The sequence below is a fragment of the Paenibacillus sp. J23TS9 genome (assembly GCF_018403225.1).
GTDB lineage: Bacteria > Bacillota > Bacilli > Paenibacillales > Paenibacillaceae > Paenibacillus_AQ.
This window is the reverse complement of record NZ_BOSG01000004.1, coordinates 112,054-127,772: the sequence shown is the minus strand read 5'-3', so window position 1 is coordinate 127,772 and position 15,719 is coordinate 112,054. Positions and strand designations below refer to the sequence as shown.

Sequence of the window (15,719 nt, the reverse complement as noted above, 5' to 3'; positions counted from 1 at the left end):
CATGTACAATCGGATACATATATTTGGCGCATCAGGTACCGGAGCTACGACTCTTGGAAAAGAACTGAGCTTGCAACTTCCTCATGTGAATATGGATGGAGATGAATATTTCTGGATCGAAAAATTCAGCAAGCCGAGGGAGCCGAAGGAGAGAATTAAGCTTTTAAAAGAAGACCTCTCGCAGTATGAGAAGTGGATTCTATCTGGAGCCATTTGCGGTTGGGGAGACGAGGTGAAGACCGCGTTCGACCTGGTTGTTTTTCTATATGTTCCACAGGAGCTTCGGCTTCAAAGATTGAGAGAACGGGAATTACATAGATATGGGGAAGAAATTCTTCCTGGCGGCCGTATGTATTCGCAATCGCAGGCATTTTTGGAATGGGCAGCGCTATATGATTCAGCGGGAAAAGAAGTCAGAAGCAGGGCCCTGCATGAAGATTGGATGTCCGATTTGGCTTGTCCGGTTCTCAGAATCGAAGGGGATCAATCGGTGAGCGAAAGAGTGGATGCCGTAGTCCGTTTTCTGCGGTCATAATCCTGTGTAACCCTCAAGGAGATACTTATGCCATTTACATTCGCACATCCCATATATATCATTCCGGCCAAGTTTATGAAACCGGGCTATATCAGCATAACCGGGCTTATTCTTGGGAGCATGGCCCCGGATTTTGAATATTTCATCGCTTTGGAGCCGTATCAGTGGATTGGGCATACGCATAAAGGGCTGCTGCTGCAAGCCATCCCGATTTGCACCGTGATTCTATTATTGCTGCAGCTCATCATGAAGCCATTCGCCTTACATTTGCCGTCTATGTTTAACCTGGATGTAAGGACATCCGGACTTATCAACGCCTTTGACTATCGTCGGCTGAAGAGCTGGGTTGTTTTTTTGGTTTCCGTTGTCATTGGATTTTACAGCCATGTATTTATTGATGCATTTACTCATAAATCCGGATATTTTGTGTTGAGGTTTCCGGCCCTGCAAAGCATGTATTTCGGCCTTCCGGCCTTTAAACTGCTGCAATACTCGCTGTCGGTTTGCGGTATTTTGGCTGAACTGCTCATCATATTATTTCTATTGAACAGAGCGACCTGTTCAACCACAGCTTTGAAAAGAATATCCATGAACCGAAAGATGAGATACTGGACAGGCGTAATCGTCACCGCCATGGCAACCACGCTGGGTAAGCTGCTTTTTACAGCAAGTACGAACTTACCAGGAGTTCTTGTCGTTTCGCCCATATCGGGTTTGATTTTAGGAATCATCATGATGGGGCTCCTATTCCGGAAGGTCTAGGGAGTAAAGCGGCAGCCAATCCTTTCCGAAGACGTATTATGATAACGCGAAGGGTAAGACGATCGAAGACACGTACAAGTGGGATGGCCAGGAATTTATAAAGACAACGACAAAGTGATTTTGCCAATAGGGTCATTGTAAAAGTTCATATGGATAAGTTAACGAGACCAAGGGATACCATCCTTTGGTCTTTTTGATGTTCGTTTTTACGTTCGAAAACGCTAACTTCCCGGTGGAAGGATGATCACTACGGGGGTGTTTCGCTTGGAATTTCTTCCAATTTTATGATGGTTGGTCAAAATTGATGTTAAAATGAAAGCCTTTACTTCGAGCAAAAATGACATATTGTCTTCTTGTCATCTTCAGTTGTCAGTGTCTTAAAAACCTTGATGTATAGCGCTTTCAGGGGATACGGAAAATGACATATTTACGAAGATTCTAGCGTCATCTATCGTAAAACATGTAAGCGCTAGCAAAACTCACATTTCATGAGAACGAGTGCTGGAGAAATTACATTTAAAACAGGAAGGGGTGATCCTATGCAGGATACTAAAGTTTCCATCTCGGGCAGTGCGATGCTGAAACCGAGAAAGGCAGACAAAGGTGTATGGAAGAGAATTATTCAGAACTGGGAACTGTATATCTTCATTGCACCCGCATTTTTCTACTTTCTTATTTTCTCTTACGGACCGATGTATGGCATTCAAATCGCGTTTAAAAACTTCATTCCAACAAAAGGGATTACGGGCAGCCCTTGGGTCGGTTTCGATCATTTTACTCGATTCTTTGATTCTTATTACTTTTGGGACTTGATATGGAACACATTAAGCATCAGCTTGTATGAACTGGCTATCGGATTTCCGATTCCGATCATTCTGGCACTTGCCTTCAATGAAGTGAGAACGGGCTTCTTTAAGAAATTGGCTCAAACGGTCACGTATGCGCCTCACTTTATTTCCGTCGTCGTCATGGCGGGGATGATCATTACATTCCTGTCTCCGTCGACCGGGATTGTCGTTCATCTGATTGAAGGGCTGGGGTTTAATGCTCCTGATTTTCTAACGGATCCACGATGGTTTAAGACGATGTACGTCTTCTCGGGCGTATGGCAGAGCGCAGGCTGGGGAACGATCATTTATTTGGCAGCGTTATCGGGAGTGGATCCGGGGCTTCACGAAGCAGCGATCATTGACGGGGCGTCACGGTTCCAGCGTATTCGTCATATTAACATTCCAACGATTATCCCGACGATGACCATCCTGCTCATTCTGAATATGGGAAGTCTGCTGGGAGTAGGTTTTGAAAAGATTCTATTGCTGCAGAACCCGCTGAATATGGGATCTTCAGACGTCATTTCCACTTTTGTGTACCGCTCAGGGCTAGTGGATGCCCAGTACAGCTTCTCGACAGCGATCGGTTTGTTTAATTCCGTGATCAACGCGGTACTGTTGGTTGTCGTCAATCAGATCGTCCGCCGGACGAGCGAGAATAGTTTGTGGTAGAAAGGAGGGACATGGATGCTTTCAGGTGTTAGAGAAACCAAACGCGATAAATTGTTTCTGCTGTGCAATTACATTTACGTATTACTTGCTTTCCTTGTCGTATTCTATCCCTTGGTCTATATGATCAGTGCGTCGATCAGCGATCCGAAGTATGTCGGTTCCGGGGAAATGTGGCTGTGGCCGAAAGGGATTACTTTTGACGGATACAAAAGAGTATTTGAGAACTCCAGCATTTGGACGGGTTACGGGAACACCATCCTATATACCGTGGTGGGAACGACCATTAATCTGGTTGTTACGCTGCCAGCAGCTTACGCATTAAGCCGCAAGGACTTTGTCGGACGTAACTTTTTTATGGGGATGTTCATGGTCACGATGTTTTTTGGTGGGGGCCTGGTGCCAACCTACCTGCTGATCAAGCAGCTGGGCATGATTAATACGATGTGGGCAATTGTGATCCCATCGGCTGCATCCATCTGGAACATCATTGTTTCCCGCACATTCTTTCAGAGCTCAATTCCGAAGGAGCTGCAGGAGGCTGCCCAGATTGACGGCTGTACCAATATGAGATTGTTCATTAAGATTATCCTGCCGCTGTCGATGCCGATTATCGCGGTAATGGCATTGTTCTATGGTGTGGGCAACTGGAACAGCTATTTCTCGGCTCTCATTTATTTGAATGATTCAGCGAAATATCCGCTGCAGCTTGTTTTGCGCCAAATTCTGGTTCTGCAGGAAATGGCCGCTCAGGGCGGCGGGGCGATTGACGCTTCTACAGCAGCAGCGATGAACAGCAAAGCCGAAATTGCAGCATTGGTTAAGTATGCAGTTATTATTGTAGCGACGGTTCCGATCATTGCTATTTATCCGTTCCTACAGCGATATTTTGTCCAGGGTGTTATGATTGGTTCCGTAAAGGGCTGATCTTTGCCATAAACAACATAAAGGGGAGTTGTATCTATGAAAAATCTTCGCAAGGTATCATCCATCTTACTCTGCCTTACAATATCCGCAACGATGCTCGCAGCCTGCGGTTCATCGAAAGAGGATGGGGGTTCGAATGCTTCCGGATCAGCCGAAGTGGAAGGCGTAAAGAAAGAAGGCTTTCCGATTGTAGACAAGCCGCTAACGCTCTCGATTATGTCACAGGACGCCGGCGTTGCGGACTGGAACCAGATGCCCGTACTTAAGGAAATGGAGAAGTTGACCGGAATCAAATTTACGTATCAGCTTGCGCCGATTGACAGCTTTGAGACTAAGAAGAACCTCGTTTTTGCCAGTGGAGACCTGCCGGATGTATTCTACGGTGCGGATCTTAAACCGGCAGATCAGGTGACTTACGGTACGCAAGGTGTACTTATTCCTCTGGAAAAATACATTGATGAAGGATATGCGCCGAACATCAAAAAGATATTTGACGAGCATCCGGACATCCGCAAATCGTTTACAACGCCTGACGGACATATCTACGCGCTTCCGAATATCGACTTGTCGGCCGTGTGGTACCGCAGTCCAATGTGGTACAACGGTAAGTTCCTGAAAGCCTTGAAGGTGACAGAGCTGCCGAAGACGACGGACGAGCTGTATACCCTTCTGAAACGTGTGAAGGACGAAGATCCAAATGGCAACGGCAAGGCCGACGAAATTCCGCTGACTTCGGTGAAGCTGGATGATTTGCGGATGTATTTCCTGGGTTTCTGGGGAATTTATGACGAGCAGGTCTACTCCGACAAGGATGGTAAGGTTCACTATACGCCGCAGGAAGAGGGATACAAAGGTTACTTAACCTTCTTGAACCGCCTGTGGAAGGATAATCTGCTTGATCATGAAACCTTCTCGCAAACGCCTGAACAGAAGAAAGCAAAAGGGCAAAACAACCAAATTGCGTTGTTCAATGACTACTACCCTTACTTCACACTTGGTGGTGAACCAAGCGGTGACAACCCGCTGATGACGCCGGTGAAGAGCGAGGTTCCAGGTTCTCCGGTATACGGCAAGCATCCGGGCATTTCCGCGAACGGAACCTTTGCCATTACGAGTAATGACAAGGCGCCGGAAGCAACCATGCGCTGGATTGATTATCAGTACGGCTACGATGGCGCGACGCTGTTTGCGCAAGGGCCTGAGAATCTGCTCTGGAAATACACCAATAAAGAAACCCATGAGAAAGAATGGCTGCCTGTTCCAGGCGGGAAAGAACGTGATGAATTCCGCGGCACGCTTACGCCGAACTATGGCATCCTGACACCGGGCATGAATTCAAGCGAACTTACCAAAGGACTCAAGACTGATTTCGATACCTGGATCGATAAAGAAAACGCGGAGAAGCTCACACCGATCGGAAAAGCGCCGTTCCCTAACGTATATCTGACGAATGATGAGCAAAGCGAGGCCACGGCATTATTGTCAGACCTGAATACGTATGTTAAGCAGATGGAAGCGAAATTCGTAACAGGACAAGAGCCGCTATCCAATTGGGACAAGTATGTGGCACAAATCAAAAAAATGGGCGGAGACCGGATCGTTGAGCTGTATCAAGGAGCATACGATCGTTGGAACTCTGAGAAATAAACCCATTCAAGCATAAAAAAATGAAGCCAACATGTCCCGGTCATCATGACCGGGTGTTGGCTTTCATAATTATTCGTCGTCCATACCGGTACCTGGCTCGCTGCCCTGCGACGCGAACATCTTGCGGTATTGGCCTGGCGTATAACCGGTTTCCTTCTTGAATTTACGGATAAAATTAGGCGTATCCAGATAACCGACCTTAAGGATGATGTCTTTGAGCGGGTCGTTCGTCGTTTTAAGCTGGTGCATAACCTCTTCCATTCTTTTTTGCCAGATATATTGAATGAAATTAAGTCCCATCTTTTCCTTGAACGAACGGCTGACATGGGATGGCGAAATGCCGAACTCAAAGGCTACTGTCTCAAGGCTTAAGGTATTGTCCATATAATGTTCGTCAATATAAGCAACAACCTGATCGATGATCGATTGCTCTTCCTTCTGATTGTCCTGCTCGACTTGATTGCAGATCTGGGAGGCGAGATTCAGCAAGCTGCGTTCCAATTCATCCAGGGAATTGCTGTAAATCATATGTGGAGCAATTTTCTGCATCATACTGTGATCGCCAAGCTCGGATGCCGTTTTCAGGATCGTATTCAGAAGGTCAAAGCATATGCAGCGGGTGAGCAGCGCTGAGAGCTCAGACGATTGCAGGCTTTGAATGGCTGAATGAATCATTTGGGCTGCTACATCATAACTGCCTTGCTTCAGACTTTGCGAGAGCTTCAGCAATGTGTTGTTCGGAATCCAGAACGCATGATCCGGTGTATATGACAGCTTTTCAAAATAAGTGATGGTACCATGACCGGTAGATACTCGGAGTTCAAACGCAGAACAAGCTTCGATGAACGACTGATTCAGCAGATCCGGGCTTGTATAGCAGGTTCCAACGCCAATCATGGGAGCAACATCGAATGATTCGAGCATATTGCTACGTACGGCTTCGACAATCTGCTGGATATGTGAGAATTCGTCCATCTTGCCTCTGAGATTGAAGCTGATGATGAGTCCAAGCTGATCCAGCTGCGACAGCTCAACGCCGTACCCGTGGGCAGCCAGTTCCGGGAATTCAATCTGATTGAGCAGCTCCAGCATATCCTGTCTTCCATTCTGTTCATCCTCGTCCCAGCCGATGACCATCACGAAATGATGGGACCGGTCGAACTCTAGATTAAAGGCTTCCTGGAGCTCTGGAGTAAGACTTTGGGCACTGCCGTATTTGAGCAGCATGGACAGAAAATGATTACGGGCAAAAGGTTCCTGCAAGTCTACCCGTGAGCTGTATTCCTGCAGTGCAGTCCGGATACGGTCAAGCTCATTCCCGGGTAGAGCAGAACCATCTTCTGAAGGCTTGGAATGAGATTTGGAAGCTGCAAATTCGACCAGCATTGAGATGGGCTGATACTGCATTCTGGCCAGTACGAGTGCGATCGCAGCGCCAACGACCACGACGATGATGAACAGCAAAATGATGAAACTGCGCACATGCAGGACGCTGCTGAAGAATTGGGCGCTTGGCATGATGGTCACATAAGTCCAGCCGTTATTTTCCGACTTTACAGAGACGATCGAATGTGCCATTCCATTCAGGGTTTTATCGTGAATACCTGCTGATAGATTATTAAATAAGGATTTCTCTTCAGCGCTCGTCAGTGATTCGCCTTGACGGTTGTCTACCAGAATATGGCCATCGTTGTCCAGGATATAAGTCATCCCCTGGTAGTTTCCAAGAATCGAATCGATCAGGCCTGTAAGCTCGGACTCCTTGATCAGATACATGATCGTACCGTGTGGATTAGGACTGTTGGGCGTAATCGGAATTAAGTATGCAAGCATCGTCTCATGGAGTCCTGAAGGGGTGCTTACGATATCTGCCGGACGCATCGTCGGATATTTGACATTGTTTAAGTCGCGGAAGAGCGCATCTTTATTCCAATTTTGAAAGCTGAGATTATTCGTAAATACGTCAAAATGGTTAAGGCCTTTGCCCGAGTAGATTCGATCATCCTTATGAAAATACAAATAGATTTCACCAATGATTGAACTGGTGGATTTGTATTGATCCAGTGCTCGAATAGCTTCTCCGCTGTAAATCGAGTCATGAACCCGGTAGGGCGTCAACCGCTCGTCATAGGAGACACGGGAAGCAATTTCACTGAGCTCCTTCATCCGCCCGTCAATAATCACCTTGGCCTGAGTTAGCTGGGCAAGACGGGATTGTTCAATCTCGGATTTGAGATTGGTGACTGCGTTTTCATAAATAAAAATGGTCATAAGCACTAAGGGGATAAGTAAAATAAACAAGTAGGACCAGATATATTTTAAGAATAGCTTCGATTTAAAGTAGTTCGGTCTCAATTATTCTGCCTCCTGTTTGCTGACGTATTCGTTAAGATCTATCTAATGATACCAACAATACGGCTGTTTGGACATAGACAGCAAGGAGGAAAATGTCGAAAATTGTGGATTAAATATAACAATTCATCAAAAAAATATGGAAATCACGAAAAAGGTATACCAAATTGAGCGTTGGAGGGATAACATATGAGTGAGATCAAATTAACCGAAGAAGAGTTGGAGTCCGTCGTTGAGCAGGGGGTGCACAATTACAGCAGTGAAGAGAACTGGGTGAAACCGGAAGATCCGCTGCTGCTCGAGCAGCTGGAATGGTTCAAGGACCAAAAGCTGGGTCTCATGATGCACTGGGGGCCTTATTCCCAGCTCGGCCTCGTTGAGTCCTGGGCGTTAAGCGATAAGGATGAGGAATGGTCCCGCAATGAGATCGATTGGGATATTGATGCGGAAGAACTGAAACGACAGTATTTTGACTTGAACAAGACCTTCAATCCGCTCCGTTTTCAGCCTGATCTTTGGGCAGATCTCGCTGCGGAGAATGGCTTCAAGTATTTGAATTTCACAACCAAGCATCATGACGGGTTCTGCATGTGGGATACCCATACAACCGATTACCGCGTTACAGGTCCGGATTGCCCATTTCATACGCATAAATATGCGGATATCACCAAGCAGCTGTTTAACGCATTCCGTGCCAAAGGCCTCGGGATCTCCGCATATTTCTCCAAAGCCGATTGGCACACGCCTTACTACTGGACGCCGGGAATGCAGCCGGGAACCTCAACATCTCGGGGACCGACCTATGATCCGAAGGAATATCCTTGGCTGTGGGAGCAGTTCGTCCAATTCACCCATGAGCAGATCATGGAGCTGATGACTAATTACGGCCGGATTGATGTGCTATGGCTTGATGCCGGATGGGTCAATGACTACCGTGACCAGAACATCAGATTGGGCGAGGTTGTGGAAAAGGCCCGTAAAATCCAGCCTTGGCTTCTCTCCGCGGATCGTACCGTTGGCGGGCCTTACGAGAATCTGATTACCCCGGAGCAAACGCTTCCTGAGCGTGCGCTGAATGTACCATGGGAGAGCTGCATTACGATGGGATCGGCCTTCTCTTTCCGCTATGAGGATAACTATAAATCGGTGCGTCAGCTCATTCACTTGCTCATTGAAATTGTGGCCAAAGGGGGCAATCTGGCTCTGAATGTCGGACCTCAACCAGACGGAAGAATATCGAAGACGGCTATTTCCAGAATTCAGGGCATGGGTGCATGGCTGAAGGTTCACGGCGAGGCCATCTATGGGACAAGAATCTGTGAACCTTACTCGGTTGGCAATGTCCAGTTTACTAAAAAAGACGACACCATCTATGCCTTCTATTTGTACAAGGATGAGCATGAGGCAGTTCAAGAAGAACTTCATCTCCCGCTGCAGACAGGCTTCACCAGCATCGATTTGGTAGGGGGACAGGATAAGCTCGAATACCGCCGGACAGAGAATGGGGTTATCGTCCAGCTTCCGGAAACGGAGCGTCAGACCAAAGCTCCAATCGCGCATGTATTCCGGATCCGGTAGAAGAGCTATTTTAACCTTATAAAATGAATTCATATAAATTGGAAGGTGCTGACTGGTATGCAAAAGTGGTTTGAGGAAGCGAAGCTAGGTATTTTCATTCATTACGGTATTTATGCGGTTGACGGCGTTGCTGAATCATGGTCTTTTTATAACGGGAGAATTCCGTATGAACAATATATGAAACAATTGGACGGGTTCACCGCGTCTAAGTTTAATGCAGAGCACTGGGCCGATCTGATTGAAAAATCTGGTGCGAAGTACGCCGTGTTAACGACCAAGCACCATGATGGTGTGGCGCTGTGGGATACGCAGTACAGCGATTTGAACGTAGTGAAGAAAACGCCGGTCAAGCGGGATTTGATCAAGGAATATGCTGAAGCGATTACGAAAAGAGGCATTCACCTTGGAATGTACTACTCGCTAATTGACTGGTCGCATCCGGATTATCCAAGCGTGTATGAAGGTGGTAAGGTTCCCGAGGATCCAAGTCAGGCGAATCCATTTTCGAGTCCATTGGACGGCGTTCAGGATGAGGAGAAGTGGAAGAAATTCTTGCAGTTTAACAATGACCAGTTGAAGGAAATTCTTACGAACTACGGTAAAGTGGATCTTTTGTGGTTTGATGGAGATTGGGAACGGAGCGCCGAGCAGTGGAACCTTCCGGAGTTCAAGCAGTATCTCCAGTCTTTCAACCCGGATATTATCATTAACTCACGCCTTCAAGGCCACGGGGACTATAAAACGCCGGAGCAGGGAATTCCGATTACGAGACCGGAAGGTCCATGGGAATTCTGCACCACTATTAATACCTCTTGGGGTTACGTGCCGACAGACAATCAGTATAAATCGCTAAACCAGATCATCCGGATGTTCTGTGATTGTATCTCCCTGGGAGGCAATATGCTGCTGGACATCGGTCCGAAGGAAGACGGTACCATAGATAAGAGACAGGAGGATATTTTGCTCGGTCTTGGCGAATGGATACGTACGCATGAAGAGGCGGTCTTTGGAACTGAGGAAGGGATTATGACTCGCTATTATCTGGGAGGCAGCACGCTTTCAAAAGATAAAAAGACGCTGTACCTCTTTGTCTACGACGATCCGAAAGAGAATGTATGCCTTAAGGGATTATGCAATCCGATCAAAAAAATCACGGTACTCCACTCGGGCAAAGAGCTATCACATGAAATTCACGGTGGTGTTCCTTGGTTCAACATCCCGGGAACGACTTGGATTCATATGACGGCTGAGGATACTCATGAGCAGGTTACGGTGCTTAAGCTGGAATTTGACGAAGAAGTAGAAATGTACGGCGGCTCCGGAGCTGTTGTAACGCATAATTAAAACGTTTTGAAAGTAAAGGAGATTTAACATGGAACAATTCAGATTACCCAAAATCAAGATGCCTGAAATCCAGCTTCCAGAAGCGGTGGAGAATGTCCTGAAGGAAGCTGAGGAGAAGCTGGCGCATCGGCCGAAGCTGCTGCAGATGTTCAAGAACTGTTTTCCGAATACGCTGGAAACGACAACGAAGCTCCTGGATGACGGGACGACTTTTGTCATTACGGGTGATATCCCTGCCTCATGGCTCCGGGATTCGGTTGAGCAGGTGATGCATTATGTACCGCTGGCGAAGGATGATGAGGATTTGCAGCGCATCCTTTCCGGCTTGATCAAGCGGCATATTCAATACATTCATATAGATCCGTATGCCAACGCGTTTAATGAATCAGCGAATGATTGGCACTGGAATAAGGCGGATATTACCGATATGTCCCCTTGGGTATGGGAGCGTAAGTTTGAGATTGATTCGCTGTGCTTCCCTATGCGTCTCGCTTATGCCTATTGGAAAGAGACTGGCCTGACGGATATCTTCGATGCGGGATTTAAATCTGCGATGCGTCTGATCTATGATGTGTTCAAAACAGAGCAGCGGCATTTTGAGCAGTCGCCGTACCGCTTCGAAAGAGATAACGGCATCCGGACGGATACGCTGGGCAACGATGGCCTTGGCATGCCAGTCAATTACACGGGAATGGTCTGGTCGGGTTTCCGGTCCAGCGATGATGTGTGTGATTTTCACTACAATATTCCGGGAAACATGTTTGCGGTCGTTGTACTTCGCTACATGCAGGAATTTGCCGAATGGGTCTTCCGGGATACGGATTTCTTGAAGGAGCTCAAAAAGCTCGAAGCTGATATTGATCACGGAATCCAATTGTATGGCATCTACCGCCATCCGGAGTTTGGTCCCATCTATGCTTACGAGACAGACGGGTATGGCAACTACTGCCTGATGGATGACGCAGGCACACCAGGATTGATATCGATACCATATCTCGGGTATGTGTCGGCGGATGATGAGGTGTACCAGAACACAAGACGGTTTGCGCTGTCGAAAGAGAATCCGTTCTATTTTGAAGGAACAAAAGCCAAGGGAATCGGCAGTCCGCATACACCGGACGGGTTCATCTGGCATATGGCGTTGTCCATGCAGGGCATTACGGCAGCAACGAAGGAAGAGAAGCTTGCCATGATTGCAATGCTCGAATCAACAGACGCAGATACGGGATACATGCATGAAGGCTTCCATGCGGATGATCCATCCAATTTCACGAGATCCTGGTTTGCATGGTCCAACAGCCTATTCTCCAAGCTTGTCTATGAGGCGATGAAAGATGGGATTCTATAAGGCCGCCCTTCATCGTATAGATGAAGGTTCTGGCATAATTTGAAGGATGTCCGGAGGGAACAACATGAACCGAAGTGGAGTACCTGAGCCTAAGATCGAGTATGATCCCAAGCATTATATATGTCGGCGCGCTGGAGAGCCTCCCGTCTTGGACGGGCGGATCGACAAGCCGTTCTGGCAGGTGGCAGACTGGTCGGATGATTTCGTTGATATTGAAGGAGATCTGCGTCCGAAGCCCGCTAAGCAGACCCGGGTTAAAATGCTGTGGGACGATGAATATTTTTATTTTGGAGCGGAGCTCATTGAGGACCAGATATGGGCGACGCTCACGGAGCGGGATTCAGTCATTTTTTATGATAATGACTTCGAAATCTTTATCGATCCGGATGGGGATACGCATCAGTATTACGAGTTCGAGATCAACGCGCTGAATACGGTATGGGATTTGCTGCTCGTAAAGCCCTATCGTGACGGCGGGCCACCGGTGAACGGCTGGGACATTAACGGGCTGAAGACGGCTGTACATATTGATGGTGAGCTTAATCATCCTGGAGCTGCGAACCGGAAGTGGAGTGTTGAAGTGGCCATCCCGTGGAGCAGCCTGAAGGAGTGCGCAGCCGAGAGCCGTCCACCGGTGGCAGGTGAGTTCTGGCGGGTGAATTTCTCCCGTGTCGAGTGGCAAACCGAGGTGCAGGACGGTGAATACCGCAAGGTTCTGAATCCGGAGACCGGCAAGCCGTTTCCGGAAGACAACTGGGTGTGGTCACCGATGGGCATTATCAATATGCATTATCCGGAGTTGTGGGGCTATGTTGTGTTTGCAGACGGAGAAGGACCGGATTTCTTTGAATTGCCGCAGGATGAACGCATCAAATGGGAGCTGCGCCGGCTCTACTACCGCGAGCGGAATTATTTTGAAGCTGAAGGGAAGTTCACCAACGATGTGAAGCTGTTGATGGGCGAGGAATCATGGAGCATCGTACCTGCAATCGAAACAACGAGAAGTCTGTTTCAGATTTCGGCCTCTTCATCGGACGGAACTGCTTTGTATTGCATCCGCGAAGACGGAAAGCTATGGAAGGAGTGCTGAGCAATGACCATGCAGACCTCTGTATTCTCACTGGATCAACAGACAATGGAGCGGATCGAACATAAGCTCCGCGACAAGCAGCGGATGGCACAAGCCAGAGCGCAGGAGCTGTTTGGGGTTTTTCAAGAGGAACTGACGGATGAAGAGACCTGGGCTCTCAAGTATTTGTTTGCCTATATGCCGGTGAATGATATGGCCGATTACGACGGGGCTTTATTCTTAAGCCATGTACGCCGGACACTGGAAATCCGCAAGCAGATGCCTTGGGGAGAACGGGTGCCTGATCACTTGTTCCTGCATTTTGTTCTGCCTTACCGGGTCAATACGGAAAACATCGAGGATTCCCGCGGGATTCTGCACGACCAATTGGCAGACCGCACGAAGTCATTATCCATGGCGGATGCCATCCTGGAAACGAACTACTGGTGTCATGAGAAGGCAACCTACATTGGCAGCGATTTGCGGACGATCTCACCGCTGACGATGATCCGGAACGCGCGTGGACGCTGCGGCGAGGAGTCAACGCTTGCCGTGGCTGCGCTGCGCAGCATCGGAATTCCTGCCCGTCAGGTCTACACGCCGCGCTGGGCGCATTGTGATGATAACCATGCCTGGGTGGAGGCATGGGCTGACGGAACATGGTATTATATCGGCGCTTGCGAGCCTGAGGCCCGCTTGAATCAAGGCTGGTTCAGTCCGCCTGCGCGGCGGGCGATGCTCATTAATACGCGGATTTATGCGGATTATCCGGGACCAGAGGACATTACGCTTGCCGATGAATGGTTCACGGAAATCAATTTGCTGGAAAACTATGCGCCTACGCGGACGATCACCGTTCTTGTGAAGGATGGGCAGGGAAACCCTGTCAGCGGGGCTGAAGTATATTTTGAACTGTACAATATGGCTGAGTTCTATCCGATTGCAGCATTGCCGACGAACGAACAGGGAGAAGCGTCGTTTAAGACGGGCTTCGGTGATCTGTTGATCCGTGCAGTATATGCCGGCAAATGGGGTGAACAGAAGATCACGGTAGCTGACAGTGACCGCTATGAGATGGTTCTGGATCGTACAGAGCAGCCGGCAGGGACGCTGGATCTGGATATGGTTCCTCCGCCGGAACGCGAAGGAGAAGCGGCAGAACCGCTAACCGAAGAGAAGATTCAAAGACATAACACCCGGCTTGAAGAAGGAACGAAGATCCGGACGGGTTATGAGGACACATTCCTGAATGAAGCGCAGGCTGCGGAGCTTGCCGGGGAGACCGGACTTCCAGCAGAGCGGGTGTGGGATGTGCTGAGCAAGGCGCGCGGGAACAGCCGCGAAATTGCCGCCTTCCTGCGTGAACGCGCTGGTGAGTATGGAGAGTGGCCGCTGCGGTTGCTGGAGGGTTTGAATGAGAAAGATCTGGTGGATACGTTCTGTGAAACACTTGATGATCACCTGATTGGTTCATTACCGCAGCGTGGAGAACTCACCGAAGATACATTCGAACAGTATGTACTCTGTCCGCGTGTATTATATGAGATGATCGTGCCGTACAGGCAATTTTTCCAGGATGCATTCACAGATGCGGAAGCCGAATCATTCCGAGCAGATCCCTCCGTGTTAGCCCGCAAACTGGATGGCGAATTTGAATTATGGGAAGATCTCCCGAACATGAAGGGGAAAGGGAACCCGGTCGGCACATACAAACTGCTGAAAGGGGACCGTGTTTCCCTGGATATTCTTTTCGTCACGATCTGCCGCAGTCTGGGTATTCCGGCGCGACTGCATCCAAGCGAGTTGAAACCTCAATATATGACCGGCGGCAGCTGGGAGGATGCGGTATTTGCTTCAACCTTCACGCAGCATGAGGAGGCGAAAGATTGGGGTTCACTCCGCCTGGTGCGGGATACCGAAGCAGCACTGGAGACACCGGCCGCTTCTTACTCCGAGAATTTTACATTTGCCCGGTTGGAGAATGGAATCTATAAGACGCTCTTTTACCCACATGGTAAAACGGATGTATACGATGAGCCGTTCGAGGTGGAACCGGGCTCATACCGGTTAACAACAGGCGTGCGTCTTAAGGATGGCACGGTACAAGCACGCTTTACTTACTTCAAGGTGAGTGCTGGCGAACAGACGGACGTCATGCTCACATACCGCCAAGCTGTGCAGGATATTCCTGTTCTGGGAACATTGGATCGTGCCAACACGCTCACGATGCTGGATGGACAAAGCAGCACGCTTGGAGAGTTAATAGGCATGAATGGTGCGATTGCAGCCTGGATCGAGCCGGAACGGGAGCCGACCAAGCATTTGTTCCGTGAACTCAGCGAGCTTGCCGAGCCTTTTGCGGAACTGGGTGCTCCGATTATTCTCATCGTCGGCGATTCCGAATGGACCGCTTCATTTGATCCGTCCAATTATCCGAAGCTGCCGTCCCGGACGATTTTTGTCCGTGATTCCACATATGCTTCATTACCGGACTTTATATCACAGTCTCCGGCTCATGAATCGGGCTTCCCTCATCTCTTCGTGCTGGATGCTCAAGATCAAATTCGGTATACGGCTTCAGGATATAAAATTGGAACGGGTAAGGAAGCACTGCAGGTATTAACGGGGGTATGGCAGTAATCAACGGATTGGAGTGAA

The 15,719-nt window shown here is 48.5% G+C and carries 11 protein-coding genes; 10 read left to right on the top strand and 1 reads right to left on the bottom strand.

Annotation, left to right across the window (positions count from 1 at the left end; translation table 11 throughout):
* Nucleotide 1: 1 nt before the first annotated feature.
* From KJS65_RS22090 to KJS65_RS22070, 5 genes are all read left to right on the top strand, one after another.
* Nucleotides 2–535, top strand: coding sequence for an AAA family ATPase (locus KJS65_RS22090; RefSeq protein ID WP_213652012.1), 534 nt, complete (start codon nt 2–4; stop codon nt 533–535).
* A gap of 27 nt (nt 536–562) precedes the next feature.
* Entirely contained in the window at nt 563–1,297 is a 735-nt protein-coding gene (locus KJS65_RS22085) for a DUF4184 family protein (protein WP_213652011.1), read from the top strand.
* 575 nt (nt 1,298–1,872) lie between these two features.
* Entirely contained in the window at nt 1,873–2,799 is a 927-nt protein-coding gene (locus KJS65_RS22080) for an ABC transporter permease (RefSeq protein ID WP_244864762.1), read from the top strand.
* A 15-nt stretch (nt 2,800–2,814) separates the two neighbouring features.
* Nucleotides 2,815–3,723 carry a carbohydrate ABC transporter permease gene (locus tag KJS65_RS22075; protein WP_213652009.1) on the top strand — a complete coding sequence of 303 codons (909 nt, stop codon included), beginning with the start codon at nt 2,815–2,817 and terminating at the stop codon, nt 3,721–3,723.
* Between the two features lie 36 nt (nt 3,724–3,759).
* Nucleotides 3,760–5,370: a type 2 periplasmic-binding domain-containing protein gene (locus KJS65_RS22070; RefSeq protein ID WP_213652008.1), complete on the top strand. Its 1,611-nt coding sequence runs from the start codon at nt 3,760–3,762 to the stop codon at nt 5,368–5,370.
* A gap of 69 nt (nt 5,371–5,439) precedes the next feature.
* On the opposite strand, the gene KJS65_RS22065 is transcribed toward KJS65_RS22070, so the two are convergent.
* Complete coding sequence (locus KJS65_RS22065) at nt 5,440–7,725, bottom strand: helix-turn-helix domain-containing protein (protein ID WP_213652007.1); 2,286 nt, start codon at nt 7,723–7,725, stop codon at nt 5,440–5,442.
* A gap of 186 nt (nt 7,726–7,911) precedes the next feature.
* Here KJS65_RS22065 and KJS65_RS22060 point away from each other — a divergent pair, with 186 nt between their 5' ends.
* From KJS65_RS22060 to KJS65_RS22040, 5 genes are all read left to right on the top strand, one after another.
* Nucleotides 7,912–9,300, top strand: coding sequence for an alpha-L-fucosidase (locus KJS65_RS22060; protein ID WP_213652006.1), 1,389 nt, complete (start codon nt 7,912–7,914; stop codon nt 9,298–9,300).
* 57 nt (nt 9,301–9,357) lie between these two features.
* Nucleotides 9,358–10,644, top strand: a complete 1,287-nt coding sequence (locus tag KJS65_RS22055) for an alpha-L-fucosidase (protein WP_213652005.1) — start codon at nt 9,358–9,360, stop codon at nt 10,642–10,644.
* Between the two features lie 28 nt (nt 10,645–10,672).
* On the top strand, nt 10,673–11,992 hold the full coding sequence (locus KJS65_RS22050; RefSeq protein WP_213652004.1) for a glycoside hydrolase family 125 protein: 1,320 nt from the start codon (nt 10,673–10,675) through the stop codon (nt 11,990–11,992).
* Between the two features lie 64 nt (nt 11,993–12,056).
* On the top strand, nt 12,057–13,082 hold the full coding sequence (locus KJS65_RS22045) for a carbohydrate-binding family 9-like protein (RefSeq protein WP_213652003.1): 1,026 nt from the start codon (nt 12,057–12,059) through the stop codon (nt 13,080–13,082).
* Nucleotides 13,083–13,085: 3 nt separating this feature from the next.
* On the top strand, nt 13,086–15,701 hold the full coding sequence (locus tag KJS65_RS22040) for a transglutaminase domain-containing protein (protein ID WP_213652002.1): 2,616 nt from the start codon (nt 13,086–13,088) through the stop codon (nt 15,699–15,701).
* Nucleotides 15,702–15,719: the final 18 nt, after the last annotated feature.

What these genes read in the sequence shown, in the direction of transcription:
- KJS65_RS22090 (WP_213652012.1), top strand. Translation starts at nt 2, where the DNA reads ATGTACAATCGGATACATATATTTGGCGCATCAGGTACCGGAGCTACG.
- KJS65_RS22085 (WP_213652011.1), top strand. Translation starts at nt 563, where the DNA reads ATGCCATTTACATTCGCACATCCCATATATATCATTCCGGCCAAGTTT.
- KJS65_RS22080 (WP_244864762.1), top strand. Translation starts at nt 1,873, where the DNA reads ATGCTGAAACCGAGAAAGGCAGACAAAGGTGTATGGAAGAGAATTATT.
- KJS65_RS22075 (WP_213652009.1), top strand. Translation starts at nt 2,815, where the DNA reads ATGCTTTCAGGTGTTAGAGAAACCAAACGCGATAAATTGTTTCTGCTG.
- KJS65_RS22070 (WP_213652008.1), top strand. Translation starts at nt 3,760, where the DNA reads ATGAAAAATCTTCGCAAGGTATCATCCATCTTACTCTGCCTTACAATA.
- KJS65_RS22060 (WP_213652006.1), top strand. Translation starts at nt 7,912, where the DNA reads ATGAGTGAGATCAAATTAACCGAAGAAGAGTTGGAGTCCGTCGTTGAG.
- KJS65_RS22055 (WP_213652005.1), top strand. Translation starts at nt 9,358, where the DNA reads ATGCAAAAGTGGTTTGAGGAAGCGAAGCTAGGTATTTTCATTCATTAC.
- KJS65_RS22050 (WP_213652004.1), top strand. Translation starts at nt 10,673, where the DNA reads ATGGAACAATTCAGATTACCCAAAATCAAGATGCCTGAAATCCAGCTT.
- KJS65_RS22045 (WP_213652003.1), top strand. Translation starts at nt 12,057, where the DNA reads ATGAACCGAAGTGGAGTACCTGAGCCTAAGATCGAGTATGATCCCAAG.
- KJS65_RS22040 (WP_213652002.1), top strand. Translation starts at nt 13,086, where the DNA reads ATGACCATGCAGACCTCTGTATTCTCACTGGATCAACAGACAATGGAG.